This window comes from Actinacidiphila alni (assembly GCF_900112845.1).
Lineage (GTDB): Bacteria > Actinomycetota > Actinomycetes > Streptomycetales > Streptomycetaceae > Actinacidiphila > Actinacidiphila alni.
In genome coordinates this window covers 673,965-699,127 of record NZ_FONG01000001.1, presented here as the reverse complement: position 1 = coordinate 699,127, position 25,163 = coordinate 673,965, and the positions used below count along the sequence as shown (strand labels likewise).

18 protein-coding genes are annotated in these 25,163 nt (G+C 72.0%); 7 read left to right on the top strand and 11 right to left on the bottom strand.

What is annotated here, in order from left to right:
- Positions 1–119: 119 nt before the first annotated feature.
- Positions 120–2,633 carry a DEAD/DEAH box helicase gene (locus tag BM076_RS02825; RefSeq protein WP_093711672.1) on the top strand — a complete coding sequence of 838 codons (2,514 nt, stop codon included), beginning with the start codon at positions 120–122 and terminating at the stop codon, positions 2,631–2,633.
- Between the two features lie 25 nt (positions 2,634–2,658).
- Positions 2,659–3,525 carry an acyl-CoA thioesterase gene (locus BM076_RS02820; RefSeq protein ID WP_093711671.1) on the top strand — a complete coding sequence of 289 codons (867 nt, stop codon included), beginning with the start codon at positions 2,659–2,661 and terminating at the stop codon, positions 3,523–3,525.
- Here BM076_RS02820 and BM076_RS35935 read toward each other — a convergent pair.
- From BM076_RS35935 to BM076_RS02810, 3 genes are all read right to left on the bottom strand, one after another.
- Positions 3,412–4,500, bottom strand: a complete 1,089-nt coding sequence (locus BM076_RS35935) for a DUF6397 family protein (RefSeq protein ID WP_143120508.1) — start codon at positions 4,498–4,500, stop codon at positions 3,412–3,414. The genes BM076_RS02820 and BM076_RS35935 overlap by 114 nt on opposite strands.
- A gap of 329 nt (positions 4,501–4,829) precedes the next feature.
- On the bottom strand, positions 4,830–5,222 hold the full coding sequence (locus BM076_RS02815; protein ID WP_093711670.1) for a roadblock/LC7 domain-containing protein: 393 nt from the start codon (positions 5,220–5,222) through the stop codon (positions 4,830–4,832).
- Positions 5,223–5,340: 118 nt separating this feature from the next.
- Positions 5,341–5,676 carry a YnfA family protein gene (locus tag BM076_RS02810; protein WP_093711669.1) on the bottom strand — a complete coding sequence of 112 codons (336 nt, stop codon included), beginning with the start codon at positions 5,674–5,676 and terminating at the stop codon, positions 5,341–5,343.
- A gap of 13 nt (positions 5,677–5,689) precedes the next feature.
- Here BM076_RS02810 and BM076_RS02805 point away from each other — a divergent pair, with 13 nt between their 5' ends.
- Together BM076_RS02805 and BM076_RS02800 are read left to right on the top strand one after the other, a co-directional pair.
- A complete protein-coding gene (locus tag BM076_RS02805) occupies positions 5,690–6,295 on the top strand; it encodes a class I SAM-dependent methyltransferase (RefSeq protein WP_093711668.1) in 606 nt (201 codons plus the stop codon).
- A 344-nt stretch (positions 6,296–6,639) separates the two neighbouring features.
- Complete coding sequence (locus tag BM076_RS02800) at positions 6,640–7,581, top strand: hypothetical protein (protein WP_093711667.1); 942 nt, start codon at positions 6,640–6,642, stop codon at positions 7,579–7,581.
- Positions 7,582–7,593: 12 nt separating this feature from the next.
- On the opposite strand, the gene BM076_RS02795 is transcribed toward BM076_RS02800, so the two are convergent.
- On the bottom strand, positions 7,594–8,973 hold the full coding sequence (locus tag BM076_RS02795; RefSeq protein ID WP_093711666.1) for an FAD-dependent oxidoreductase: 1,380 nt from the start codon (positions 8,971–8,973) through the stop codon (positions 7,594–7,596).
- A 401-nt stretch (positions 8,974–9,374) separates the two neighbouring features.
- Between BM076_RS02795 and BM076_RS02790 the strand changes: the two genes are divergently transcribed.
- On the top strand, positions 9,375–12,323 hold the full coding sequence (locus tag BM076_RS02790) for a carbohydrate binding domain-containing protein (protein WP_093711756.1): 2,949 nt from the start codon (positions 9,375–9,377) through the stop codon (positions 12,321–12,323).
- 39 nt (positions 12,324–12,362) lie between these two features.
- On the opposite strand, the gene BM076_RS02785 is transcribed toward BM076_RS02790, so the two are convergent.
- From BM076_RS02785 to BM076_RS02770, 4 genes are all read right to left on the bottom strand, one after another.
- Complete coding sequence (locus BM076_RS02785) at positions 12,363–12,917, bottom strand: NADAR family protein (RefSeq protein WP_093711665.1); 555 nt, start codon at positions 12,915–12,917, stop codon at positions 12,363–12,365.
- Between the two features lie 20 nt (positions 12,918–12,937).
- Positions 12,938–13,120 (bottom strand): hypothetical protein, encoded by a 183-nt coding sequence (locus BM076_RS02780; protein WP_093711664.1) that lies wholly within the window; start codon positions 13,118–13,120, stop codon positions 12,938–12,940.
- A gap of 138 nt (positions 13,121–13,258) precedes the next feature.
- Complete coding sequence (locus BM076_RS02775; RefSeq protein WP_245795657.1) at positions 13,259–15,259, bottom strand: Xaa-Pro dipeptidyl-peptidase; 2,001 nt, start codon at positions 15,257–15,259, stop codon at positions 13,259–13,261.
- Between the two features lie 184 nt (positions 15,260–15,443).
- Entirely contained in the window at positions 15,444–17,846 is a 2,403-nt protein-coding gene (locus BM076_RS02770; protein ID WP_093711663.1) for a Tex family protein, read from the bottom strand.
- A gap of 244 nt (positions 17,847–18,090) precedes the next feature.
- On the opposite strand from BM076_RS02770, the gene BM076_RS02765 reads away from it, so the two are divergent.
- The gene (locus BM076_RS02765; RefSeq protein ID WP_093711662.1) at positions 18,091–19,179 is read left to right on the top strand and encodes a fatty acid desaturase family protein; all 1,089 of its coding nucleotides are present in this window, start codon (positions 18,091–18,093) and stop codon (positions 19,177–19,179) included.
- Between the two features lie 93 nt (positions 19,180–19,272).
- Here the strand turns inward: BM076_RS02765 and BM076_RS02760 are convergent, their stop codons facing one another.
- Positions 19,273–20,730 (bottom strand): M1 family metallopeptidase, encoded by a 1,458-nt coding sequence (locus tag BM076_RS02760; protein ID WP_245795656.1) that lies wholly within the window; start codon positions 20,728–20,730, stop codon positions 19,273–19,275.
- 167 nt (positions 20,731–20,897) lie between these two features.
- Here BM076_RS02760 and BM076_RS02755 point away from each other — a divergent pair, with 167 nt between their 5' ends.
- Positions 20,898–21,665, top strand: a complete 768-nt coding sequence (locus tag BM076_RS02755; RefSeq protein ID WP_093711661.1) for a MerR family transcriptional regulator — start codon at positions 20,898–20,900, stop codon at positions 21,663–21,665.
- 15 nt (positions 21,666–21,680) lie between these two features.
- Here BM076_RS02755 and BM076_RS02750 read toward each other — a convergent pair whose 3' ends face one another.
- Together BM076_RS02750 and BM076_RS02745 are read right to left on the bottom strand one after the other, a co-directional pair.
- Entirely contained in the window at positions 21,681–23,855 is a 2,175-nt protein-coding gene (locus BM076_RS02750) for a 3-hydroxyacyl-CoA dehydrogenase NAD-binding domain-containing protein (protein ID WP_093711660.1), read from the bottom strand.
- 70 nt (positions 23,856–23,925) lie between these two features.
- On the bottom strand, positions 23,926–25,140 hold the full coding sequence (locus BM076_RS02745) for an acetyl-CoA C-acetyltransferase (protein WP_093711659.1): 1,215 nt from the start codon (positions 25,138–25,140) through the stop codon (positions 23,926–23,928).
- Positions 25,141–25,163 lie beyond the last annotated feature (23 nt).

Below are 25,163 nucleotides of genomic sequence, written 5' to 3'. Positions count from 1 at the left end.
CCTACACGGCCGCCCGCAGGCGGAGTTGACGCATCGTTCGACGGCACACACTATCGCCGGTGATCACGGGTGCACGCTCCGGTTCCGCCGGGCGGCGCCCGGGCAGGCAAGATGGTGGGGTGACCCTTATCGATCAGATGCCTCCCGCGCCCGACCCCGATGCCCTCTTCGAAGCGTTCTCGACGTGGGCCGAGGGGCAGGGGATCACCCTCTATCCTGCGCAGGAGGAGGCGCTCATCGAGGTGGTCTCGGGGGCGAACGTGATTCTGTCCACCCCCACCGGCTCGGGAAAGAGCCTGGTCGCGGCGGGTGCGCACTTCGCCGCGCTGGCCCGGGACGAGGTCACCTTCTACACCGCGCCGATCAAGGCGCTGGTGTCGGAGAAGTTCTTCGACCTGTGCAAGCTGTTCGGCACGGAGAACGTCGGGATGCTGACCGGCGACGCGTCGGTCAACCCGGACGCCCCGGTGATCTGCTGCACGGCCGAGGTGCTCGCGTCGATCGCCCTGCGCGACGGCAAGGACGCCGATGTCGGCCAGGTCGTGATGGACGAGTTCCACTTCTACGCCGAGCCGGACCGCGGCTGGGCCTGGCAGATCCCGCTGCTCGAACTGCCGCAGGCGCAGTTCCTGCTGATGTCGGCGACGCTGGGTGACGTCTCCCGCTTCGAGACGGACCTGACCCGGCGCACCGGCCGGCCCACGGCGGTCGTCCGGTCGGCGACCAGGCCGGTGCCGCTGTCGTACGAGTACGTGACGACGCCGCTGACCGAGACGCTCACCGAGCTGCTGGAGACCCGGCAGTCCCCGGTGTACATCGTGCACTTCACGCAGGCGGCGGCCGTCGAGCGGGCGCAGGCGCTGATGAGCATCAACATGTGCACCAAGGCGGAGAAGGAGGCCATCAACGATCTGATCGGCCACTTCCGCTTCACCACCACCTTCGGCCGCAATCTCGCGCGCTACGCGCGGCACGGCATCGGTGTGCACCACGCGGGGATGCTGCCCAAATACCGGCGGTTGGTGGAGAAGCTCGCCCAGGCGGGCCTGCTGAAGGTCATCTGCGGCACCGACACCCTCGGTGTCGGGGTCAATGTGCCCATCCGCACGGTGCTGTTCACGGCGCTCACCAAATACGACGGCACCCGGGTGCGGACGCTGCGGGCCAGGGAATTCCACCAGATCGCCGGGCGCGCCGGACGGGCCGGGTTCGACACCGCCGGTTTCGTGGTGGCGCAGGCGCCCGAGCACGTGATCGAGAACAAGAAGGCGCTCGCGAAGGCCGGGGACGACCCGAAGAAGATCCGCAAGGTGGTCCGCAAGAAGCCGCCGGAGGGCTTCGTCAACTGGTCGGACCAGACCTTCGAGCGGCTGATCGCCGCCGAGCCCGAGCCGCTCACCTCGCGCTTCCGGGTCACCCACACGATGCTGCTGTCGGTGATCGCCCGCCCGGGCAACGCCTTCGACGCGATGCGCCGGCTGCTGGAGGACAACCACGAGGACCGCAGGCACCAGCTGCGTCACATTCGCCGCGCCATCGCCATCTACCGGTCGCTGGTCGACGGCGGTGTGGTGGAGCGGCTGCCGGAGCCGGACGCCGAGGGCCGGATCATCCGGCTGACCGTCGAGCTGCAGCAGGACTTCGCCCTCAACCAGCCGCTGTCCACCTTCGCGCTGGCCTCCTTCGACCTGCTCGACAAGGAGTCCCCGTCCTACGCGCTGGACATGGTCTCGGTGGTGGAGTCCACGCTCGACGATCCCCGGCAGATCCTGGCCGCGCAGCAGAACAAGGCGCGCGGCGAGGCGGTCGCCGAGATGAAGATGGACGGCGTCGAGTACGAGGAGCGGATGGAGCGGCTCCAGGACGTGTCCTACCCCAAGCCGCTGGACGAGCTGCTCTCGCATGCCTACGGCGTCTACCGGCAGAGCCACCCGTGGGTCGGCGACCATCCGCTGTCGCCCAAGTCCATCGTCCGTGACATGTACGAACGGGCCATGACCTTCGGTGAGTTCACCGCCTACTACGAGCTGGCCCGCACCGAGGGCATCGTGCTGCGCTACCTGGCGGGCGCCTACAAGGCGCTGGAGCACACGGTGCCGGACGACCTGAAGTCGGAGGACTTCCAGGATCTGACGGCGTGGCTGGGCGAGTTGGTGCGCCAGGTCGACTCCAGTCTGCTGGACGAGTGGGAGCAGCTCGCGAACCCCGAGGAGGAGTCGGCCGAGGAGGCCGCGGAGCGGGCCGACCAGGTCAAGCCGGTCACCGCGAACGCCCGCGCCTTCCGGGTGCTGGTGCGCAACGCGATGTTCCGCCGGGTCGAGCTGGTGGCGCTGGAGAAGTACCACCAGCTCGGCGAGCTGGACGGCGAGGACGGGTGGGACGCCGACGCGTGGGCGGAGGCGATGGACCCGTACTGGGACGAGTACGACGACCTCGGCACCGGCCCCGACGCCCGCGGCCCCAAACTGCTGCAGATCGAGGAGCAGCCGGAGCACGGCCTGTGGCGGGTCCGGCAGACCTTCGCCGACCCCAACGGCGACCACGGCTGGGGCATTTCGGCGGAGGTCGACCTCGCGGCCTCCGACGAGGAGGGCCGTGCGGTGATCCGGCTGACCGACGTCGGCGAGCTGTGATCCGGTGGGCGAGGAAGGGAACGCGATGACGAATCCGGCCGAGAGGCTGGTGGACCTGCTCGATCTGGAGCGGATCGAGCAGGACATCTTCCGCGGGCAGAGCCCGCAGGAGCGCTTGCAGCGGGTGTTCGGCGGACAGGTGGCGGGGCAGGCGCTGGTCGCGGCGGGCCGCACCACCGACGGCGAACGTCCTGTGCACTCCCTGCACGCGTACTTCCTGCGGCCGGGCCGGCCGGGCGTGCCCATCGTGTACCAGGTCGAACGGGTCCGTGACGGCCGCTCCTTCACCACCCGCCGGGTGGTGGCGATCCAGCAGGGCCGGACGATCTTCAATTTGACGGCCTCCTTCCATCAGCCGGAACCGGGGTTCGAGCACCAACTGCCGATGCCCGACGTGCCGGAGCCCGAGGACCTGCCGGGGCTCGGCGAGGAGCTGCGGTCGCATCTGGACGTGCTGCCCGAGGCGTTGGAGCGGATGACCCGACGCCAGCCGTTCGAGATCCGCTATGTGGAGCGGCTGCGCTGGACGCCCGAGGAGATCCAGGGCGCGGAGCCGCGCAGCGCCGTGTGGATGCGTGCCGTCGGACAGCTCGGCGACGACCCGCTGGTGCACACCTGCGCGCTCACCTACGCCAGCGACATGATGCTGCTGGACGCGGTGCGGGTGCCGATCGAGCCCCTGTGGGGGCCGCGCGGCTTCGACATGGCCTCGCTCGACCACGCCATGTGGTTCCACCGGCCCTTCCGTGCCGACGAGTGGTTCCTCTACCAGCAGGAGTCACCCGTCGCGACGGGCGCCCGCGGTCTGGCGCGCGGTCAGATCTTCGACCGGCACGGGCACCTCCTGGTCTCGGTGATGCAGGAAGGGCTCTTCCGCAAGATCGGCGGCTGATCTGCGCCCGCGCAGCCGTCCCAGCAGACCCCGCCGGGGCGACCGGGACGGCCGGGACGGCAGCCCGCCGCGTACGCCGGCCGGCACCCGGTCCGCGGGCACGGCGACCTCCGGTGTACGGCTCGCCGGCGTGCGACTCTCCGGTGTGCGGTCTTCCAGAAGGCGGTCCTCCGGAGCGCGCTCCTCCAGGGTGCGGCTCTCCAGAGCCCGGCCCTCCGGAGTGCGGCTTTCCGGGACGAACGCCGGGCGCGGTACGGGCTGTTCGGCGCGGGCCCGGCCCAAGGCGTCGGCGAGGGCGACGAGGGCGAGCGTGATCTCGTCCGGATCGTCGGCGGTCGTGAGTTTCCTGATGACCTCGGGTGTGGCGAGCGCCCCGGGTCGCCCCGGTGGCAGCGCGGCGCGGATGCCGCGCAGCCTGGCCCGTTCGAAGGGATCCGGCACGGCGTCGTCGGTCACCTCGGGCCCGAGGAGCGCCGCCCACACGGCCGCCTCCTCCCAGGCGTCGTGGCAGTCCCGTACGAGCTGGGCGACGCGGCGGGACCGCCAGCCGCGGGCGCGTTGGTCCTCCCCCGCGTTCAGCGTCGCGCGCAGGCCCGCGGGCAGCCTGCCCTCCAGCAGAGCCGGGCTCGCGGCGGCGAACTCCCGCAATTCATGGCCGAGATACACCCATACCAGCGCCCGGTAGCGGTTGATGTACCAGCGCACCGGCCGGATCATCCCCAGTCTCGCCAGCCGGACGAGTCGGTCGCGGCTGACGCCCATCAAGGCCGCGCCTTCGGTGCTGGTCACCAGCGCGAGCCGGTCGAGCAGCGCCTGCGGATGTCCCGGCGCGTCGCGCAGCCTGGTCACCTCGTCCACCGGGACGCGCCACTGGCCGGCTCCGCGCGGCACCGTACGGATCTCACCGAGCTGGAGCGCCAGCTCGAACAGGGAGAAGTCCAGGCCGAGTTCCTCGCGCGCCCGGTTCAGCGTCACCGTCTCCGTCTCCGGCGCCGCTCGCCCGTGCCCCGCTCCCTGGCCCGGCCCTTGGCTCCACGCATGCGGCGGCCCGGCCGTACTGCCCGAGGTCCACGCCAACTGCTGTGCGTGAGCATTCTTCGCGACCTTCCGCGCCTCGGTCGCGGCATTCGCCCTCGGCCGCGCCGACCCGTTGGCCGTCGCCCTCGTCGCCCTCGTCGCCCTCGTCGCCGTCCTGGCAGTCTTCACTGTCATCACTCCCCCACACCGTTCGATCACTGACAGTGACGAATCTAGCGCGGAAAAGCGGCCGCCCGTTCGAGCCCTGTGGATAACTTACGGACGGCTCACGTCGGCTGCCGCGGGGCAACACCCAGGTGCTCGCCGACCCGGTGCACGAGCAGCGTCATCTCGTAGGCGACCTGCCCGACATCGGCCTCCATGCCGCTGAGCACGGACAGGCAGCTGCCGTCGCCCGCGGCCGTGACGAAAAGGAATCCGTCGTCGAATTCGACCATCGTCTGTCGCACCCCGCCGACGGAGAACTGCCGCCCTGCACCCTTGGCGAGGCTGTGAAAACCCGAGGACACGGCGGCCAGGTGCTCCGCGGTCGGCCGGTCGAGACTGCCGCTGGCCCCGGTGACCAGGCCGTCGTTGGACAGGACGAGCGCGTGCTTCACATGTGGCACACGCTCCGTCAGGTCGTCGAGCAGCCATGCGAGCGGTTTGCCCACTGCCATTGCCCACCTCCCGTATCCGCTGCGGGTACGAGCCTGTCCTGCCGGGCCCGCTTCGGCAACCCCCTCTCGGCCCGCGCCGCACGCGGCCGACCGCACCGGCGGCCGCGACCGGCGGGATTCAGCCGCCGCGCGGCGCGTACATGATGATGCCGACGCCGACCAGGCAGATGACCGCGCCGACCACGTCGAAGCGGTCCGGGCGGTAGCCGTCGAGGATCATCGCCCACACCAGCGATCCGGCGACGAAGACCCCGCCGTACGCCGCCAGGATGCGGCCGAAGTCGGCGTTGGGCTGGAGGGTGGCGACGAAGCCGTAGAGGCCGAGCGCGACGATCCCGGCACCGGCCCAGCCCGCGCCGCGGTGCTCGCGCACCGCCTGCCAGATCAGCCAGGCACCGCCGATCTCCAGGACGGCGGCGAGGACGAAGAGGCCGATGGAGCGGAGCGTGATCATGCGACCATGATGCATGGCCACCATCGACAGCGGACGGCAGCAGGTCAGGGAGTTCTTCGGCGCGAAGGCCGTGGGGTGGGAGAAGAAGTTCCCCCATGACACACCCGCCTACGCGGCGGCGGTCGGCGAGTTGGGGCTGCGGCCTGGCGGCAGCGCGCTGGACGCGGGCTGCGGCACGGCGCGGGCGCTGCCCCTGATGCGGTCCGCCGTCGGCGCCACCGGCACCGTCGTCGGGCTCGACCTCACACCGGAGATGCTCCGCGAGGCCGCCCGCATGGGCCGGCACCGGGACGGCGCGCTGATCGAGGCGGACGGCGCGCGGCTGCCGCTGCGCGACGCGGCCTTCGACGCGGTGCTCGCCGCCGGTCTTGTGCACCATCTGCCGGACCCCGCGGACGGCCTGCGCGAATGGGCGCGGGTGACGGCGCCCGGCGGCCGGCTCGCGCTCTTCCATCCGATCGGCCGCGCCGCGCTCGCCGCCCGCCGCGGTCACGCCCTGGACCCCGACGATCTGCGGGCCGGGCACCGGATCGGCCCACTGCTGGCCGCGACGGGCTGGGAGTTGGTCTCGCTGGACGACTCCGAGGAGCGCTATCTGGCGCTGGCCGTACGCCGTTGAGGCAGCCGCTCGGTCAGCCGCCGGAACAGCCGGTCGAACCACCGGCCCGCTCCCGGCCCGCGCACCCCCGGCCGGCCCGGCCCCGCCCGCCCGGTCTCAGGCAGCCGCCCCGACCGCGCCGCTGAGCGCCTCGGCGGCCGCAGCCACCCGGGCCGAACTCGGCTGGCTGCGCACGACGTTGGCCGAACTCGACGCCGCGGGCTGACGGACGACGGCACCGGACACGCGCGGGCCCGGCCGCCCTACCGGATTTTGGCGCTCCGCACCCTCTCGACGCGGAGGTTACCCGCTGGTTAAGGTGCGCGGACGACAGACGGCGGGACGAGACGAGAGGGACCCTGCGGATGACCGCGGCCGAGAACCCGGAGGACGGCGACGAGCTGTTCGTGCTGACCGCCGCGATGCTGACGCCGGGGCAGTTCCCGGGCGTGCTGGGGGACGACTACCCGGCGGCGTGCGCCGAGTTGGGCCTGGAACCGCTGGCCGGCGGCTACGGCCTGGTCTTCGGCCAGGACGGCGGCGGCGCCCGGTGGACGGTCGTGACCACGGACACCGTGACGGTGGCGTGCGCGCTGGCCGCCTGGGACTGCGGCCTCGAATACGACCTGGCGCCCGACGAGAACTGCCTGGCGGCCTCGCTCCCCGGCTGGCCGCTGCCGGTGGCCGTCGCGGTGCCGAACATCCCGGCCCCGCACGACCCTTCCGAGGAGGAAGCCGGCCGCCCGCCGCTCGCACCGCCCGACGTCTCCGTCTGGGGCCCGCCCCAACGGCGGCTCGGCGCCGACGAGATCGCGGTGCGCTGGTTCGAGTGGCGCGACCAGCTCGGCGGCCCGGCGGCGTCGCCGTCATCGGCCGACGAGGCCGCGCCCGTAGCCGAAACCGCGGACGCGAATACGGACGCGGGTACGGATACGCCCCCGGCTGCGGATACGGATACGGACTCGGATACGCCACCGGCCACGACCGCGACCGCTGCCGAGGACCGGTCCGAGCCCCCCGCCGCCGCACCGCCCCCCATCTCCCACTCCGGCATCCGCCACGTCCTGGAGAGCGCCGAGGAGTACGTCCGCAATCCGCCGCCGCCCGGCCGGGTGCGGTCCGGCCACGGCGGGGCGGTACGGGCGGACGGGCCCGGGTGGAGCCTGGTGGCCAGGACCGACGACATCGCCTTCGTCCTGCTGGACGACGCGCCGGGCGAGGTCCTGCCGGTCGGCCGCGGCGCCGCGCTGCCGCCGCTGCTGGAAGCCCTGAGCAGGCTGGCGGCGGGCACGGCCGCCGCACGGTGAACGGGCCCCGTCTCAGCGGGCCCTGATGTCGGCCGCCACCGCGTCGGCCGCCTTGCGCGCGGCCACCAGCACCGGGTCCCACACCGGGGAGAAGGGCGGCGCGTAGCCCAGGTCGAGGCCGGTCATCTGATCGACGGTCAGCCGCGCGGTGAGCGCGACCGCCCCGACGTCGACCCGCTTGGCCGCGCCCTCGCGGCCGACGATCTGGAGGCCCAGCAGCCGCCCGGTGCCGCGTTCTGCCAGCATCTTGACGGTCATCGGTGCCGCCTGCGGGTAGTAACCCGCCCTGCTCGTGGACTCGATGACGGCAGTCACGTACTCCAGGCCGGCGCGCCGCGCGTGCGACTCCTTGAGTCCGGTGCGGGCGATCTCGACGTCGCAGACCTTGCTCACGGCGGTGCCGACGACGCCCGGGAAGGTGGCGTAGCCGCCGCCGATGTTGGTGCCGATGATCCGGCCGTGCTTGTTGGCGTGGGTGCCGAGCGCGATGTGCTGGAGGTCGCCGGAGACCAGATTGCGCACCTCCACGCAGTCGCCGCCCGCCCAGATCCGCTCGTGGCCGCGTACGCGCATGGCCTGGTCGGTGAGCAGGCCGCCGTGCGCGCCCAGCGGGAGCCCGGCGTCGCGGGCCAGCGCGGTGCCGGGGCGGACGCCGACCCCCAGGATCACGATGTCGGCGGGGAATTCGGCGTCGTCGGTGGCGACCGCGCGGACCCGGCCGTCGTCGCCGGTGAGCACGGCGCTTACGGCCGCGCCGGAGACGACGCGGACGCCGAGGCCCTCGATCGCCCTGCGCACCAGCCGGCCCATGTCGGGGTCGAGCGTGCTCATCGGCTGCTCGGCGCGGTCCACGAGCGTGACGTCGAGACCGTGCTTGAGCAGTGCCTCGGCCATCTCGACGCCGATGTAGCCGCCGCCCACGACGACCGCGCGCCGTACGCCGGGCCGCTCCAGGGTGCTCAGCACCCGCTCGCCGTCGTCCAGCGTCTGCACGCCGTGCACCCCTGGTGCGTCGATGCCGGGGACGGCCGGGCGTACGGGGATGGCGCCGGTGGCGACGACGAGGTGGTCGTAGCCGGTCCACTGCTCACGGCCCTCGGCGTCTCGGTTGCGCACCCGGCCCGCGGCGGTGTCGATGTCGACGACTTCGGTGCCGAGCCGCAGGTCGATGCCGCGTTCCCGGTGCTCGCCGGCGGTGCGGGCGATCAGCGCGTCGGGTCCTGTGGTGTCGCCGCCGATCCAGTACGGGATGCCGCAGGCGGAGTACGAGGTGTGCCGGCCGCGTTCGAACGCGACGATCTCCAGGTCGTCCGCGGCCCTGCGGCGGCGGGCCTGGGACGCGGCCGACATTCCGGCGGCGTCACCGCCGATGACCACCAGACGCTCCGTCATCTCGCGTGAGTCCCCTTCCGTTCCCGTTCCGCTTCCGGTGTCCGTGTCCGTGCCGGGGACCGGACCGTCCGGGTCCGCCTCGCCGAACCCTACGGGGCGGTCGCCGTGCTCCGGCGGGCGGCACGGCGGGTTCCTGTGAACGGTCCGCGTCGGATCCCTTTACGGCCCTGGCATGTACCAGTAATCTCACGACCGTTCCCGCAGCAAGTTGTTGCAGTAACTTGCGTAATTCTTCCGGCCGTTCGTTCCGTGGCGCGCGGACGTACGGCCTCCCCGCACCGGCCGCTCCTGCGGCCCCGTTCGAGGAGACCGACGTGACCGTCGCTTCGCGCCGCAGATATCCACCGGGCCGCCCCGGCCTGCTGACCGCCGTACTCGCCGTCGTCCTCGGCCTGCTGGCGATGCTGATCCCCGCCCTCGCCACCGGCCCCGCCGCGCACGCCGCCGGTCCGGCCGCCGGTTCCGGCACCGCTACCGTCTTCTACTCCACCGAGACGGCCGGCTGGTCGTCGTACAACCTGCACTGGGCCCCCGACGGGGGAAGCTGGACGACCGTGCCGGGCGTCGCCATGGACAGCGCCTGCACCGGCTGGGTGAAGAAGACCGTCGACCTGGGGTCGGCCACCGGCTGGCAGGCGACCTTCAACAACGGCCAGGGCACCTGGGACAACAACGGTGGCAAGAACTACGCCCTGGGCACCGGCACCATCACCGTCAAGAACGGCGCCATCGCCCACAGCGACCCGTGCGCGGACGCCGGCGACCCGGGTGACGGCGGTACGGGAACGGCGTCGGCCACCGTCTTCTACTCCACGGCCACCGTCGGCTGGACCACGGTCAATCTGCACTACGCGCCCAACGGCGGGGCCTGGACGACCGTGCCGGGCGTGGGCATGGATGCGGCCTGCACCGGTTGGGTGAAGAAGACCGTCGACCTCGGCGGCGCCACCGGGCTCGCCGCCACGTTCAACAACGGCAACGGCACGTGGGACAACAACAACGGCGCCAACTACGCGCTCCCCACGGGCGTCAGCACCGTCAAGGACACCAAGGTCACCACGGGGGCGGCCGACCCCTGCGCGGCCGTCGTCCCCGACACGACACCGCCGACCGTGCCCGGCGGGGTCGAGGCGACCGCGACCGACACCTCGATCGTGCTGACCTGGAATCCGTCCACGGACGACACCGCGGTGACCGGCTACCGGGTCACCAGGACCGGCGGCAGCAAGGGCACCACCGTCACCAGCGTCGGTTCGACGGTCTTCTCCGAGTCCGGCCTGGAGGCGGACACCACGTACACGTACACCGTGGAGGCGCTGGACGCGGCGGGCAACGTCTCGGCCGCCTCCGCCGCGGCGCGCGCCACCACCGGCCAGGCGCCGCCGCCCGCGACGCCCGGCACCCCGATCGGCACCGACCCCCGCAAGGACCCGATCTACTTCGTGCTCACCGCCCGCTTCTACGACGGCGACACGAGCAACGACCGGGGCGGCAACCAGGACGTCGCCTCCGGCAACGCCGCCAACAACGACCCGATGTTCCGCGGTGACTTCAAGGGGCTTGTGCAGAAGCTCGACTACATCAAGGCGCTCGGCTTCTCGGCGGTCTGGATCACGCCCGTGGTGCTCAACCGGTCGGACTACGACTACCACGGCTACCACGGCTGGGACTTCTACCGGGTCGACCCGCGCCTGGAGTCGGCCGGGGCGTCGTACCAGGACCTGATCAACGCCGCGCACGCCAAGGGCATCAAGATCTACCAGGACGTCGTCTACAACCACAGCTCCCGCTGGGGCGCCAAGGGCCTGTTCGTGCCGACCGTCTACGGCGTGCGGGACGCGCAGTGGTCCTGGTACTACGACGAGAAGGAGGACGGTTTCGAGTACGACGGCCTGACCGTCGATCCGAAGACAGGGAAGTCGTACTACAACGGCGATCTGTGGTCGACGGCCGAACCGTCCGGCAACACCTGCCTCAATTGGGGCGAGCCCAACGGCCAGCACAGCCCCGAGGGCTACACGATCCACAACTGCCAGTGGCCGGGACCGACGAACAAGCTCTTCCCCGCCGCGCTCTACCACCAGTGCTGGATCGGCAACTGGGAGGGCGAGGACTCCCGGTCCTGCTGGCTGGCCGACGACCTCGCGGACTTCAACACCGAGAACGCGCAGGTGCAGAACTATCTGATCGGCGCCTACAACAAGTACATCGACATGGGGGTGGACGGCTTCCGCGTGGACACGGCCGTGCACATTCCGCGCGTCACCTGGAACCGCCGCTTCCTGCCCGCGATCCAGCAGCGCGAACTCCAGGACTGGGGACCGGACAAGGCGCAGGACTTCTTCGTCTTCGGTGAGGTCGGCGCCTTCGTCAACGACAAATGGAACCGCGGATCGGTCAATCACTCGGCGCAGTTCTACACCTGGAAGGAGCGCAAGGAATACAGCCCGGACGACACCACCGCCGCCATCGAGCAGTACGACTACGAGGAGCAGCTCGGCACCGGCAATCAGCCGGCGTCCACCAACGCCTTCCTGGACGGCAACGCCTATCACACCCCGGACCACAGCAAATTCTCCGGGATGAACATGATCGACATGCGCATGCACATGAATTTCGGTGACGCGCACAACGCCTTCACCAACGGCAAGGACTCCGACGATTCGACGAACGACGCCACGTACAACGTGGTGTACGTCGACAGCCACGACTACGGGCCCAACAAGTCCTCGGTCCGCTACGCCGGCGGTCAGGACGCGTGGGCGGAGAACATGGCGCTGATGTGGATCTTCCGCGGCATTCCGACGCTCTACTACGGGTCGGAGATCCAGTTCCAGGCGGGGAAGACGATCGACTGCGGTCCGAGCTGCCCGCTGGCGACGACGGGACGGGCGTACTACGGCGATCATGTCGAGGGCACGGTGACCGCGTCGGACTTCGGGAAGGCCGACAGTGCGAGCGGTCCGGTGGCCACCACTCTGGCGCAGCCGCTGGTCAAACACCTCCAGCGGCTGAATCTGATCCGCCGGGCGATCCCGGCACTGCAGATGGGCCAGTACAGCACCGAGGGGGTCAGCGGCGGCGGCATGTCCTTCAAGCGCCGCTACACCGACACCGCGTCCGGCGTGGACAGCTTCGCGCTGGTCACGGTGACGGACGCGGCGGCCTTCAGCGGTGTCCCCAACGGCCGTTACGTCGACGCCGTCACGGGCGACGTGCGGACCGTGACGGACGGGACGCTGTCGGTGGCGGCGCCCGGCAAGGGCGACATGCGGGTGTACGTCCTCGACCTCGGCGGCAGCAACGCGGCGCCGGGGAAGATCGGCACGGACGGGCCGTATCTGAAGTAGTTCACGCGGTACGGAGCCGGCTCGCGGCGGGGTGAAGCGTCACTCCGCCGCGAGCCGGGCGCGCGCCTCCATCAGCGCGAAGCCGAGCAGATTCAGACCGCGCCAGGTCTCCGGATTCGCGGCGCGCTCGTCGTCGGCGGCCAGCCCGATGCCCCACACCCGGTCCATCGGGCTGGCCTCGACCAGGACCCGCTTGCCGGTGCTGAGCAGGAAGGCCCGCAGGTCGGGGTGGTGCCGGAATTTGTGGACGCTGCCCTCGGTGACGAGCGCGAAGCGCTCCCGCTCCCAGACCGCCTGGTCGAAGCCGCGGACCTCGCGGCCCACGCTCTTGGCCTGCTTCGGGTGGCCGGCCGCGACCGCGCGCCGCTCCGCCTCCGCGTCACCGAACAGCCGGGCCTTGCCCGCCATCATCCAGTGCTCGGCGGTCGCGTACGTCACGCCGTCCACGGTGAAGGGCGCGGGCCACCACTGGCTGAGGCAGCCCGCGCCGACGCTGCCGTCGCGCTGCGGGTGGTGGCCCCAGAAGTACAGATATTTCAGCCGGCCACCGGTGTGGTCCAGCAGGTCCTGGGTGGACCTCGGCTCCGTCGTCATCCGGTTGGTGCCGCTCCGGGTCAGCGGTTGATCTGCCGGCGACTCACCCGCCGCAGCCGACGCCGCTGCGAGGAGTCGAGGGAGAAGTAGCCGATAGCGGGCACGCCCAGGATGACCAGGACGACAGCCCAGAAGGGAATCCAGATCCACAGGAACAGCCCTATGGCCACGCCACCAATAATGATCTTCGCTCGTGTCGACATTTCCCCGCCTCCGTTCACGGCGGCAAGCGCCGCGTCCTCACCGTACTACCCAGTCGAACGCGCCGCAGACGGCCGCGGTTCCCCCTGTTTCCCCGAGGGGAAGACCCCTAGGGGATCGGAGGAACCGCGGCACGGGGGTCAGCCCAGCCGGGCGGCAGGGGTGCCGGACGGCGCGGGAGCGGGGCGGAACGCGGTCGTACCGTCGGCCGCCGCGGCCGTGGTGCGGGGCGCGGCGCCCGCGCGGACCGACAGTGCGCCCGTGCCCCCGACCAGCGGCAGCCGCAGCACGGAGTGCGCCAGGTCGACGGTGACCTTCGGGGTCGTGTCGGGCGGCAGGATGAGCCCGCCGTCGGTGCCCGCGACGATCAGCGCGAGCCGGTGTCCGGCCGGTACGACGTGGTCGGTGGCGGCGAGCTGGATCGTCATCGTGTACGGCTTGCCCGGCACGAGCGGCACACCGTGCGCCAGCGAGGCGTAGTGGCCGAGGTCGGCCCAGCCGCGGCTGAAGACGGTGTGGTCACCGGTCGTGGTGTCGGCGGCGGTGTCCAGGAAGCAGGCGCTGTCGCCCGGGGTGCTCTCGCCGTAGCAGGAGCGGGTGCCGAGCGTCTTGATGCCCTCGCCGTTGCCGAGGAAATTCCGGACGGTGGCCGGGCCGAGGTCGACCAGGACGGCCGACAGGTGCGCGCTGGTGGTGGACGAGGTGGCGGTGACGGTGAAGGTGCCGCCGCCGGACAGCCGCAGGTCCTTGGTCAGCACACCGGTGGTGAAGGCGGTCTTCGCCGGGGTCGCGGTGTCGGCGGCCGCCGCCCAGTCCTCCTCCCACAGGTTCGGGTCGTCGGTGAACGACTCGGTGCTGCCGCGCGTGGCGTGCTTCGTGCCGAGGGTGCCGAGGCCGTCGGTGGCCGACGGGGTCAGGCTCAGCGCCGCGGTGTGCGTGCCGGCCGGCGGCCAGACGCGGTCGGTGGTCCAGTGGTCGACGGTCCGCTCGATGTCGGCCATGGGCTGCTTCTGGATGCCGTTGTCGACGCCCAGCAGATAGTGGTCGAACCAGCGCTGGAGGGTGGGCACCCAGTCGGTGCGCCGGTAGTCGAAGGGGTCGACGTGGCCGGTCTGCGACAGCCACACCTTGCGCTCGACGCCGTGCGCGGCCAGCGCCTGCCACCACTGCCCGAAGTGCTTGGTGCGCACGTTCAGGTCCTGCATGCCCTGGACGGCGAAGACGCTGGCGGTCACCTTGCCGGCGTCCTTGACGTAGTCGCGCGCGGTCCAGAAGGGCGTCCAGTCGCCGGTGCGCGGCGAGCCGTCGATGATCTTCTGCTGGGCGGCGGCGCAGGAGGCGTGCGCGCTGTCGCTCTCGACGTAGTCCGACAGCCATTCCGGGCCGTCCTGGAGCGGCGCGCCCTGGTGGAAGTAGTAGTCGTACCAGGAGGAGATGGAGCTGATCGGCACGATGGTCTTCAGGCCGCGCGCCCCGGTGGCGGCGACGCCGTTGGCGATGGTGCCGTCCCAGCTCTTGCCGATCATGCCGACCTTGCCGTTGGTCCAGCCGGCCGTGACGCGGTGGCCGCCGGAGCGGGCGCTGTAGCCGCGCCCCCGGCCGTTGAGCCAGTCCACGACGGCCTTGGCGGACTGCACGTCGGAGGGGCCGCCGACGTCCACGCAGCCGTCGGAACGGTCGGTGCCCGCCAGGTCGACCAGGACGCTCGCGTAGCCGCGCGGCACGAAGTAGTTGTCGTAGAACAGCGGCGCCTGGACGATCTTCCCGGCCGCGTCGTAGGTCTTGAGCTGGTTCTCGTTGCCGCGCCCGCAGCAGGAGTAGTACGGGCTCGCGTCCATGATGACCGGGACCTTGCGGCCGGCCGCCGCGGGCTCCGAGGGGCGGACGATGTCGACGGCGACCCGGTCGGTGCGGCCGTCGCCGTCGCCGTCGAGTCCGGTGTCCACCCAGACCGCCTCACGGATCGCGTCGGCGTAGGAGTAGTCGGGTTGGCTGAGGCCGTGCCGTACGGTGCCGCGGCTCGCGCTGCCGGTGTCGGCGTGCGCGGAGGCGGGGGCGAGGAGGACGGCGGCCAGGGCGGCGAGTACCGCCACCACCACGGATATCCACTGGAAGCGGGCAGCCCGCGTGTGTGAGAGCACGCCCGAGGCTAGCGCCTGACCGGACCACGTCAACAGGGGGCGTGACGTGACTTCCGTGACGCGCGGGGCGGCGGGGACCGTCGTCCCCGCCGCCCCGACTCGTGTGCGCCGCGGGTCACTTGCCGCGGACCAGCGGATTGCTCGTCGACGTCACTCGCGCCGGATCAGCGGTTGCCCGCCCGCGTTACTTGCCGCCGGTCAGGCCCGCCCTGCGCAGTGCGTCGGCCATGGCGCCGCCGGGCGCCGGCTGCTGCCGACCGCCGCCACCGCGTCCGCCGCCCTGGCCCTGCCGGCCTTGACCGCCCTGCCGGTCGCGGCCGCCGCCCTGCCGGGGCGGTCCGCCGCGCCGCTCGCCGCCGCCTCCGCCCGCGCCGCCGCGCTGCTGCCGCCCGGCGCCGGGCTCGTCGTCAAGACGCAGCGTCAGCGAGATCCGCTTGCGCGGCAGGTCGACGTCGAGCACCTTCACGCGCACGATGTCGCCGGGCTTGACGACCTCGCGCGGGTCCGACACGAAGGTGTCGGAGAGCGCCGAGACATGGACGAGGCCGTCCTGGTGGACGCCGACGTCCACGAAGGCGCCGAAGGCGGCCACATTGGTGACCACTCCTTCGAGCAGCATCCCGGGCCGCAGGTCCTTCATCTCCTCGACGCCGTCCTTGAAGGTGGCGGTCTTGAAGGCCGGGCGCGGGTCGCGGCCGGGCTTCTCCAGTTCGGCGAGGATGTCGGTGACGGTCGGCAGACCGAAGGACTCGTCCACGAAATCCTGCGGGCGAAGCGCCCGCAGCACCGAGCCGTTGCCGATCAGCGCCTTGATGTCGGTCTTGGCGGCGCCGCTGATCCGGCGCACCACCGGGTACGACTCGGGGTGCACGCTGGAGGCGTCCAGCGGGTCGTCGCCGCCCACGATCCGCAGGAAGCCGGCGCACTGCTCGTACGCCTTGGGGCCGAGCCGCGCGACCTCCTTGAGGTCCTTGCGGGTGCGGAAGGGGCCGTTGGCGTCGCGGTGCGCGACGATGTTGCCCGCCAGTCCCTCGGTGATGCCGGAGACCCGGCGCAGCAGCGGCGCGGAGGCGGTGTTGACGTCCACCCCGACGCCGTTCACACAGTCCTCGACGACCGCATCCAGCGAGCGGGACAGCTTCTGCTCGGACAGGTCGTGCTGGTACTGGCCGACGCCGATCGACCGCGGGTCGATCTTCACCAGTTCGGCCAGCGGGTCCTGGAGGCGGCGGGCGATGGAGACCGCGCCGCGCAAGGACACGTCCATGTCGGGGAGTTCGGCGGAGGCGTAGGCCGACGCGGAGTAGACCGAGGCACCCGCCTCGGAGACCACGGCCTTGGTGAGCTTCAGGTCCGGGTGCAGCTTGATCAGGTCGGCGGCGAGCTTGTCGGTCTCGCGGGACGCGGTGCCGTTGCCGATGGCGATCAGGTCGACGTGGTGGGCCTTGGCGAGCCGGGCGAGCGTGGCCAGCGACTCGTCCCACTTGTTGCGCGGCACGTGCGGGTAGATCGTGTCGGTGGCGACGACCTTGCCGGTGGCGTCCACCACGGCGACCTTGACACCGGTGCGCAGGCCCGGGTCGAGGCCCATGGTGGCGCGGGTGCCGGCGGGCGCGGCCAGCAGCAGGTCGCGCAGATTCGCGGCGAAGACCCGTACCGCCTCGTCCTCGGCCTCCTGGCGCAACTGGACCCGCAGGTCGATGCCGAGCCGGACCAGGAAGCGGGTGCGCCAGGCCCAGCGCACCGTGTCGGCGAGCCACTTGTCGGCGGGACGGCCGCGGTCGGCGATACCGAACTGCTGGGCGATGCGCCGCTCGTAGCTGGACGGTCCCTCGGTGGGCTCCTCGGGCTCCAGGGTGAGGTCGAGGATCTCCTCCTTCTCGCCGCGGAGCATGGCGAGCACGCGGTGCGAGGGGAGCTTGGTGAAGGGCTCGGAGAAGTCGAAGTAGTCGGAGAATTTGGCGCCCGCCTCCTCCTTGCCCTCGCGCACCGCCGCGACGAGCCGGCCGCGCGTCCACATCCGGCTGCGCAGCTCGCCGACCAGGTCGGCGTCCTCGGAGAACCGCTCGGTGAGGATGGCGCGGGCGCCCTCCAGCGCGGCGGCCGCGTCCTCGACGCCCTTGTCGGCGCTGACGTAGCCGGCCGCTTCGGTCTGCGGGTCGGTGTCCGGGGCGGACAGCAGGGTGTCGGCCAGCGGTTCGAGGCCCGCCTCGCGGGCGATCTGGGCCTTGGTGCGCCGCTTGGGCTTGAAGGGCAGGTAGATGTCCTCCAGGCGCGCCTTGGAGTCGGCGGCCATGATCTGCGCCTTCAGCGCGTCGTCCAGCTTGCCCTGGGCCTCGATGGACTCCAGGACGGCCGCGCGCCGCTCGTCCAGCTCCCGCAGATAGCGCAACCGTTCCTCGAGCAGGCGCAGTTGCGCGTCGTCGAGGGTGCCGGTCGCCTCCTTGCGGTACCGCGCGATGAACGGCACGGTCGCCCCGCCGTCGAGCAGTTCGACGGCCGACCGCACCTGTCCTTCGCGTACGCCCAGTTCCTCGGCGATCCTGCGCTCGACCGATCCGTTCCCGCTGATGATCTCGCTCCTCATGTGCTCGGCTGTTCACTGCATGTTAGACGCCGCCGCCCGCCGCTCCTCACAGGTCGGCGCGACCGCTTCCCCGGCCGGCGGACGGGTGGGGTTATCCCCCCGTCGGTCCGGGGGCGCCGCCCCGTGGTGTCCGGGTGATGGCGCCATGGCCCGGCACGGGTGGCGGTCCATAGCGTCGTGGTGTGGCCGGTGAGGCCCCGAAATCCGCAGCCGAACCGGCCGTCGCCGGACCCGAGGAGCCGTCATGCCCGCAGCCAGCAGCACTCTCGTCGAAGCCCCGGGGCACGCAGATACGCGTACGGGTACGGACGCGGATACGAGTACGGGCGGGGGCGCGGGCAGTGAATTCGCGCCGCTGCTGCGGGAGGTGCGGGCGGCCGGGCTGCTGCGGCGCCGGACGGACCATTACGCGAAGTCGATCGCGCTGAATCTGCTGGCCGTGGCCGCGGTGTGGTCGGCGGTCGTCCTCGTCGGCGGTACGGGTTCGTGGTGGGTGCTGGCCCTGGCGCTGCCCGCGGCGGTGCTGGGGGCGCGCACCGCCTTCATCGGGCACGACGCGGGACACCAGCAGATCGCCGGGGACCGCGGGACCAACCGGCTGATCGCCCTCTTCCACGGCAATCTGCTGCTGGGCATGGGCGCGGGCTGGTGGACCGACAAGCACAATCGGCACCACGCGAATCCCAACCATGTGGGCAAGGACCCGGACGTCGAGGTCGGCGCGCTGGTGTGGACGCGGGCGCAGGCGGTCGAACGCGAGGGCTTCGCCCGCTTTCTGACCCGGCATCAGGCCGCGCTGTTCTTCCCGATGCTGCTGCTGGAGGGCTTCGCCCTGAAGGTGGCGAGCCTGCGGGAGCTGAAGCGGCAGGAGCCGCGCCAGCGGCTGGTGGAGGGCTCGCTGCTGATCGCGCACCTGGTGGGGTACGCGGCGATGCTGCTGCTGGCGATGCCGGTGGGGCAGGCACTGGTCTTCGCGCTGGTGCACCACGCGCTGTTCGGGCTGCATCTGGGCTGTTCCTTCGCGCCCAACCACAAGGGCATGGAGATGCCCGAAGAGGGCTCGCGCTGGGGCCACTTGCGCCGCCAGGTGCTCACCTCGCGCAATGTGCGCGGCAATCGTGTCGTCGACTGGTTCCTCGGCGGCCTCAACTACCAGATCGAGCACCACCTCTTCCCCAGTCTGCCGCGCCCCCACCTCCGGCTCGCCCGGCCGCTGGTCCGCGCCCACTGCCGCCGGCTCGGCATCCCGTACACCGAGACCGGTCTGATCGACTCCTACGTCCAAGCCCTCACCCACATGCACGACGTCGGCGCCCCCCTGCGTACCGCCTGACCCCTCATCGCTCCCCCGCACTTCCCCCTCCGGTACGCGGTTCAGCCGTCGTGGTCGTAGACCGTGACGGCCGAACCGCGTTGCGGCGAACCGTCAGAGGGAGTCCGGATGGCGGGCGGCGTAGAGCCAGGTGTCGAACAGGGGGGTGAGGTCGTGGGGGGTGAGGCGTTGGCAGAAGGCGGTGAAGTCGGCCGTGGTGGCGTTGCCGTGGCGGTGGGCGGCGGGCCAGGTGCGCAGCAGGGTGGCGAAGGCGGTGGGGCCCAGGGCTTCGCGCAGCTCGTAGAGGACGAGGGCGCCGCCGCCGTAGACGGGGGCGGCCGAGATCTGCGACGCGGCGGGCGGCGACGCGGGCGGGAAGGCGCTGTTCGCCTGCCGGGCGAGGGCCGCTCGCGCGCTCCGCTCGACGGTGGGGCCGCCTTCGTGCTCCTGCCAGAGCCACTCCGCGTAGGTGGCGAAGCCCTCGTTGAGCCACATGTCCTGCCAGGCGCCCGGGGTGACGGAGTCGCCGTACCACTCGTGGGACAGCTCGTGCACCAGTGTGTCCAGCGGCACCGCGGGATCGCCGGGCGCGCCGTCGCCGGGGAAGACCGGTTTCGTCTGGACCTCCAGCGCGTAGCCGACCCGGCCGGCCGGCAGGTGGTCGACCACCGCGCCCACCGACGAGAAGGGGTACGGCCCGAACAGCGAGCTCTCCCAGTCCACGATCTCCGGGATACGGCGCAGCGCCGCGGCGGTCCGCGGATCGGCGGAGCGCGGGTCGACGGCGACGTACACGGGCACGCCCGCGCCGGTGCGCGCGGTGGTGACGTCGTAGTGCCCGATGCCGACCATCGCCAGGTAGGTCGCCATCGGCTCCTTGCTGCGCCAGTGGAAGGACGTCCTGCCGTGCGCGCTGCGGCGGTCGGCCAGTTCGCCGTTGGACACGGCGGTCAGGCCGTCGGGGACGGTGACGGTGATGTCGTAGGCGGCCTTGTCCGAGGGGTGGTTGTTCGACGGGAACCACGCCATGGAGCCGACCGGCTCGCCGAGCGCGAGCGCGCCGTCGTCGGTGCGGAACCAGCCTTCGTGCGAGCCGTCCGGGTCGGTGAGGGTCGCCGGGGCGCCTTCGTACGCCACCGTGGTCTCGAAGCGGGCGCCGGCCCGCAGCGGTGCCGCGGGCCGCACCCGCAGTTCGGTGCCCGCCCGGTCCACGGCGGCTGCCCGGCCGCCGACGGTGACACGGGTGACGGTCAGCCCCGACAGGTCGAGGTCGAAGCGGGCCAGCGGCTGGGTGGCGGTGGCGGTGATGACGGCGGTGCCGCGCAGTTTCCCGGACCCCGGGTCGTAGTCGAGGTCGAGGCCGTAGTGCGCGACGTCGTACCCGCCGTTGCCGGCCTGCGGGAAGAGCCGGTCGCCGACGCCTGGCGCGCCGATGTCACCGGCGGCCGTACGGTCCGGGGCGGCGGTACGGTCCGGGCCGGCCGTGCCACCGGAGCAGGCGACGCCCGTCAGGCTCAGGCAGCAGGCGAGCAGCAGGGTCGGGGCCGCGCGGCGCGGCGGAGACAGGCGCACGCGGGCCAGCGTACGAGGCGGGGCGGTGTACGGTGCCGGGCGGCACCCAAGGGTGTCCGCCGTGTCGGCTGCGTCGGCTGCGTCGGCTGCGTCGGCTGCGTCGGCTGCGTCGACCGTACGGCGTGCGAGGACTTTCACAGTGCTGGTGCGACAGCGATACTGTTCGAGTGCACCGGACCGCGCTGACCATTGACGAGCTGGCCGCCCGCGCGGGGGTGACGGTGCGTACCGTCCGCTTCTACAGCGCCCGCGGCCTGCTGCCACCGCCCGAGATCGGCCCGCGCAGGGTGGGCCATTACGGGCCCGGGCATCTGTCCCGGCTCGCGCTGATCGAGGAGTTGCAGCACCAGGGCCTCACTCTGGCGGCGATCGAACGCTATCTGCAGCAGCTCCCGGCCGACATCAGCGCCCACGACCTGGCGATCCACCGCGCCCTGGTGGCGTCCTGGCTGCCGGAGGGCACCGAGGAGATCGACCGGGAGCAGTTGGAGCGGCGCGCGGGCCGGCCGCTGGACGACGCCGATCTGGACCGGCTGGCGGCGATGGACGTGCTGGAGCGCACCGAGGACCCGGACGCCTTCCGGGTGGACCCCGGCATCCTGCACCTGGGGGTGCGGCTGCTCGATGTGCCCTTCCGGGTGGAGACGGTGCTGGCGGCGCGCGCGGTGATGCTGGAGCACGCGCGGGCCGCCGCGCACGAGCTGGGCCGGATCTTCCTCGACGAGGTGTGGGAGCCGGAGCGCCCGGAGCGGATGCGGTCGCTGTCGGCCCAGATGCAGCCGCTGGTGGTGCAGGCGCTGGTCACGACCTTCCAGCGGTCGCTGAAGGAGGAGCTACGGGCCTGGCCGGCGCCGAAGCCGGGCCAGGAGCGGGACGGGATCCGGGAAGAGGGAGAGGCCGCGGATCCCGGCGGGGACCCGCGGCCTCCCTCGTAGCGTCCGGCGCCCGCCTCAGTGCCCGTCGGTGAACGTCTCCCCGCTCTCGGCCTTCGCCACCAGCAGGGCGGGCGGCGTGAAGCGGTCGCCATAGGTGGCGGCCAGCTCCCGGGCCCGCGCGGTGAAGCCCGCGACGCCGCCCTCGTACCCGTTGATGTACTGGAGCACGCCGCCGGTCCAGGCGGGGAAGCCGATGCCGAGGATGGAGCCGATGTTGGCGTCGGCGACGGAGGTGAGCACGCCCTCCTCCAGCAGCCGTACGGTGTCCAGCGACTCCGCGAAGAGCATCCGCTCCTGCATGTCGCGCATCGGCAGTTCGGTGCCGGGTGTGCCGAAGTGCTCCGCCAGACCGGGCCACAGCCGGGTGCGGCGGCCGTCGGCGTAGTCGTAGAAGCCCGCTCCCCCGCTGCGGCCGGGCCGCTGGAATTCGTCGACCATGCGGTCGATGACCCGCTCGGCCGGGTGTTCCTGCCAGCTGCCGCCTTCGGCCTCGACGGCGGCGCGCGTCTCGCGGCGGATCTTGCGCGGCAGGGTGAGCGTCAGCTCGTCCAGCAGCGACAGCACCTTGGCGGGGTAGCCGGCCTGCGCCGCTGCCTGTTCGACGGAGGCCGCCGCGACGCCCTCGCCGATCATGGCGACGCCTTCGTTGATGAAGTGGCCGATCACCCGGGAGGTGAAGAAGCCGCGCGAGTCGTTGACGACGATCGGTGTCTTGCGGATCTGCCGTACGAGGTCGAAGGCGCGGGCCAGTGCCTCGTCGCCGGTCCGCTCGCCCTTGATGATCTCCACCAGCGGCATCTTGTCGACCGGCGAGAAGAAGTGCAGGCCGATGAAGTCGCCCTGCCGCCGCACCCCTTCGGCGAGCGCGGAGATGGGCAGCGTGGAGGTGTTGGAGCACAGCAGGGCGTCGGGCGCCACGATGTGCTCGATCTCCTGGAACACCTTGTGCTTGAGGGCCGCGTCCTCGAAGACCGCCTCGATGACGGCGTCGCAGCCCGCGAGGTCGGCCGGGTCGGCGGTCGGGGTGATCCGGGCGAGCAGCGCCTCGCGCTTCTCGGGGGTGGTGCGGCCCTTGGCCAGCGCCTTGTCGAGCAGAGTCGCCGAATACGCCTTGCCGCGCTCGGCGGCCTCGGCGCTGACGTCCTTGAGGACGACGTCGATGCCGGCCCGCGCGCAGGAGTAGGCGATGCCCGCGCCCATCATTCCGGCGCCGAGGACGGCGACCTTGGTGACCTGGCGGGCGGGGACGCCCTCGGGGCGGCTGGCACCGGAGTTGACGGCCTGCATGTCGAAGAAGAACGCCTGGATCATGTTCTTCGAGGTGCGGCCGCAGGCCAGTTCGGTGAAGTAGCGGCCCTCGATGAGGGTGGCGGTGTCGATGTCCACCTGGGAGCCCTCGACGGCCGCGGACAGGATCGCCAGTGGCGCCGGGTAGGGCGCGCCCGCGAGCTGCTTGCGCAGATTGGCCGGGAAGGCGGGCAGATTGGCGGCGAAGGCGGGGCTCTTGGGGGTGCCGCCGGGGATCTTGTAGCCGGGGGTATCCCAGGGCTGGCGGGCCTCGGGGTGGGCCAGCACCCAGGCCCGCGCGCTCGCCAGCATCGCGTCCCGGTCGGTGGCGACCTCGTGGATCAGACCGGCCTCCAGGGCGCGCGGAGCGGAGTACTGCCGGCCCTGGAGCAGCACCTTCAGCAGCGCGTCGGCGATGCCGAGCAGCCGGACCGTGCGGACGACTCCGCCGCCGCCGGGCAGCAGGCCGAGGGTGACCTCGGGCAGGCCGATCTTGGTGCCGGGGGTGTCGAGCGCGATGCGGTGGTGGCAGGCCAGCGCGATCTCGTAACCGCCGCCGAGCGCCGCGCCGTTGATCGCGGCGACGACCGGCTTGCCGAGGGTCTCCAGGCGGCGCAGCCGGCGCTTGATGCGCATCGAACCGGCGAGCACGTCGGCGGCGTCCTCCGGGGTCGCGCGGATCAGGTCGCGCAGGTCGCCGCCGGCGAAGAAGGTCTTCTTGGCGGAGGTGACGATGACGCCGCGGACGCCGTCGAGTTCGGCGTCGAGGCGGTCGAGGGTGGCGTCGAGGGAGTCGGCGAAGGCCGCGTTCATGGTGTTCGCGGACTGCGCCGGGTCGTCAAGGACCAGGGTGACGATGCCGTCGGTGTCCTGCTCCCAGCGGATGGTGGTGGACTCGCTCATGGTCTTCGGGCTCCGTCGGTTCCGTGAGGGGGCACGTGGTGGGTCACGCAGGGGTCACGCGGGGGCAGGTTCAGAGGCGTTCGACGACGGTGGCGACTCCCATGCCGCCGCCGACGCAGAGGGTGGCGAGCCCGTACCGCTGGTCGCGGCGCTCCAGTTCGTCGATCAGGGTGCCGAGGATCATCGCGCCGGTCGCGCCGAGCGGGTGGCCGAGCGCGATGGCGCCGCCGTTGACGTTGACCTTGTCGATGCTGACGCCGAGGTCGGAGGCGAAGCGCAGGACGACGGCGGCGAACGCCTCGTTCATCTCGATCAGGTCGATGTCGTCGACGGTCAGCCCGGCCTTGGCCAGCGCCTTGCGGGAGGCGGGGGCGGGTCCGGTGAGCATGATGGTCGGCTCGGAGCCGGAGACCGCGGCCGAGACGATCCGGGCGCGCGGGGTGAGGCCGTAGCGTTCGCCGATCTCGCGGTTGCCGATGGCGACGAGGGCGGCGCCGTCCACGATGCCGGAGGAGTTGCCCGCGTGGTGGACGTGGTCGATGGCCTCGACCCAGTGGTACTTCTGCAGCGCGACGGCGTCGAAACCGCCGAGGTCGCCGATGTCGGCGAAGGACGGCTTGAGCTTGGCGAGCGTCTCGGGCGTGGTGCCGGGGCGGATGAATTCGTCGTGGTCGAGCACGGTGAGGCCGTTGCGGTCGCGCACGGGCACGACGGACCGGGCGAAGCGGCCCTCCTTCCACGCCTCGGCCGCGCGCTCCTGCGACATCGAGGCGTAGGTGTCCACGTCGTGCCGGGTCCAGCCGCCGAGGGTGGCGATCAGGTCGGCGCCGACGCCCTGCGGGACGAAGCCGGTCTCGTACGACGTCATGGGGTCCATCGCCCAGGCGCCGCCGTCGGAGCCCATCGCGACCCGGGACATGGATTCGACGCCGCCCGCGAGGATCAGGTCCTCCCAGCCGGAACGGACCTTGGCCGCGGCCAGGTTGACCGCTTCGAGGCCGGAGGCGCAGAAGCGGTTCTCCTGGACGCCCGCCACGGTGTCGGGCAGACCCGCGGCGATGGCCGCGATCCGGGCGATGTCCGAGCCCTGGTCGCCGATCGGGCTGACGACGCCGAGCACGATGTCGTCGATGGCGGCCGGGTCGAGCGAGGGGAAGCGGCGGCGCAGTTCGTGGATGAGGCCGACGACGAGGTCGATCGGCTTGGTGCCGTGCAGGGATCCGTTCGCCTTTCCGCGCCCGCGCGGGGTGCGTACGGCGTCGTAGACGTAGGCCTCGGTGCTCAACGTCGTGCCTTTCTGGAGGGCTT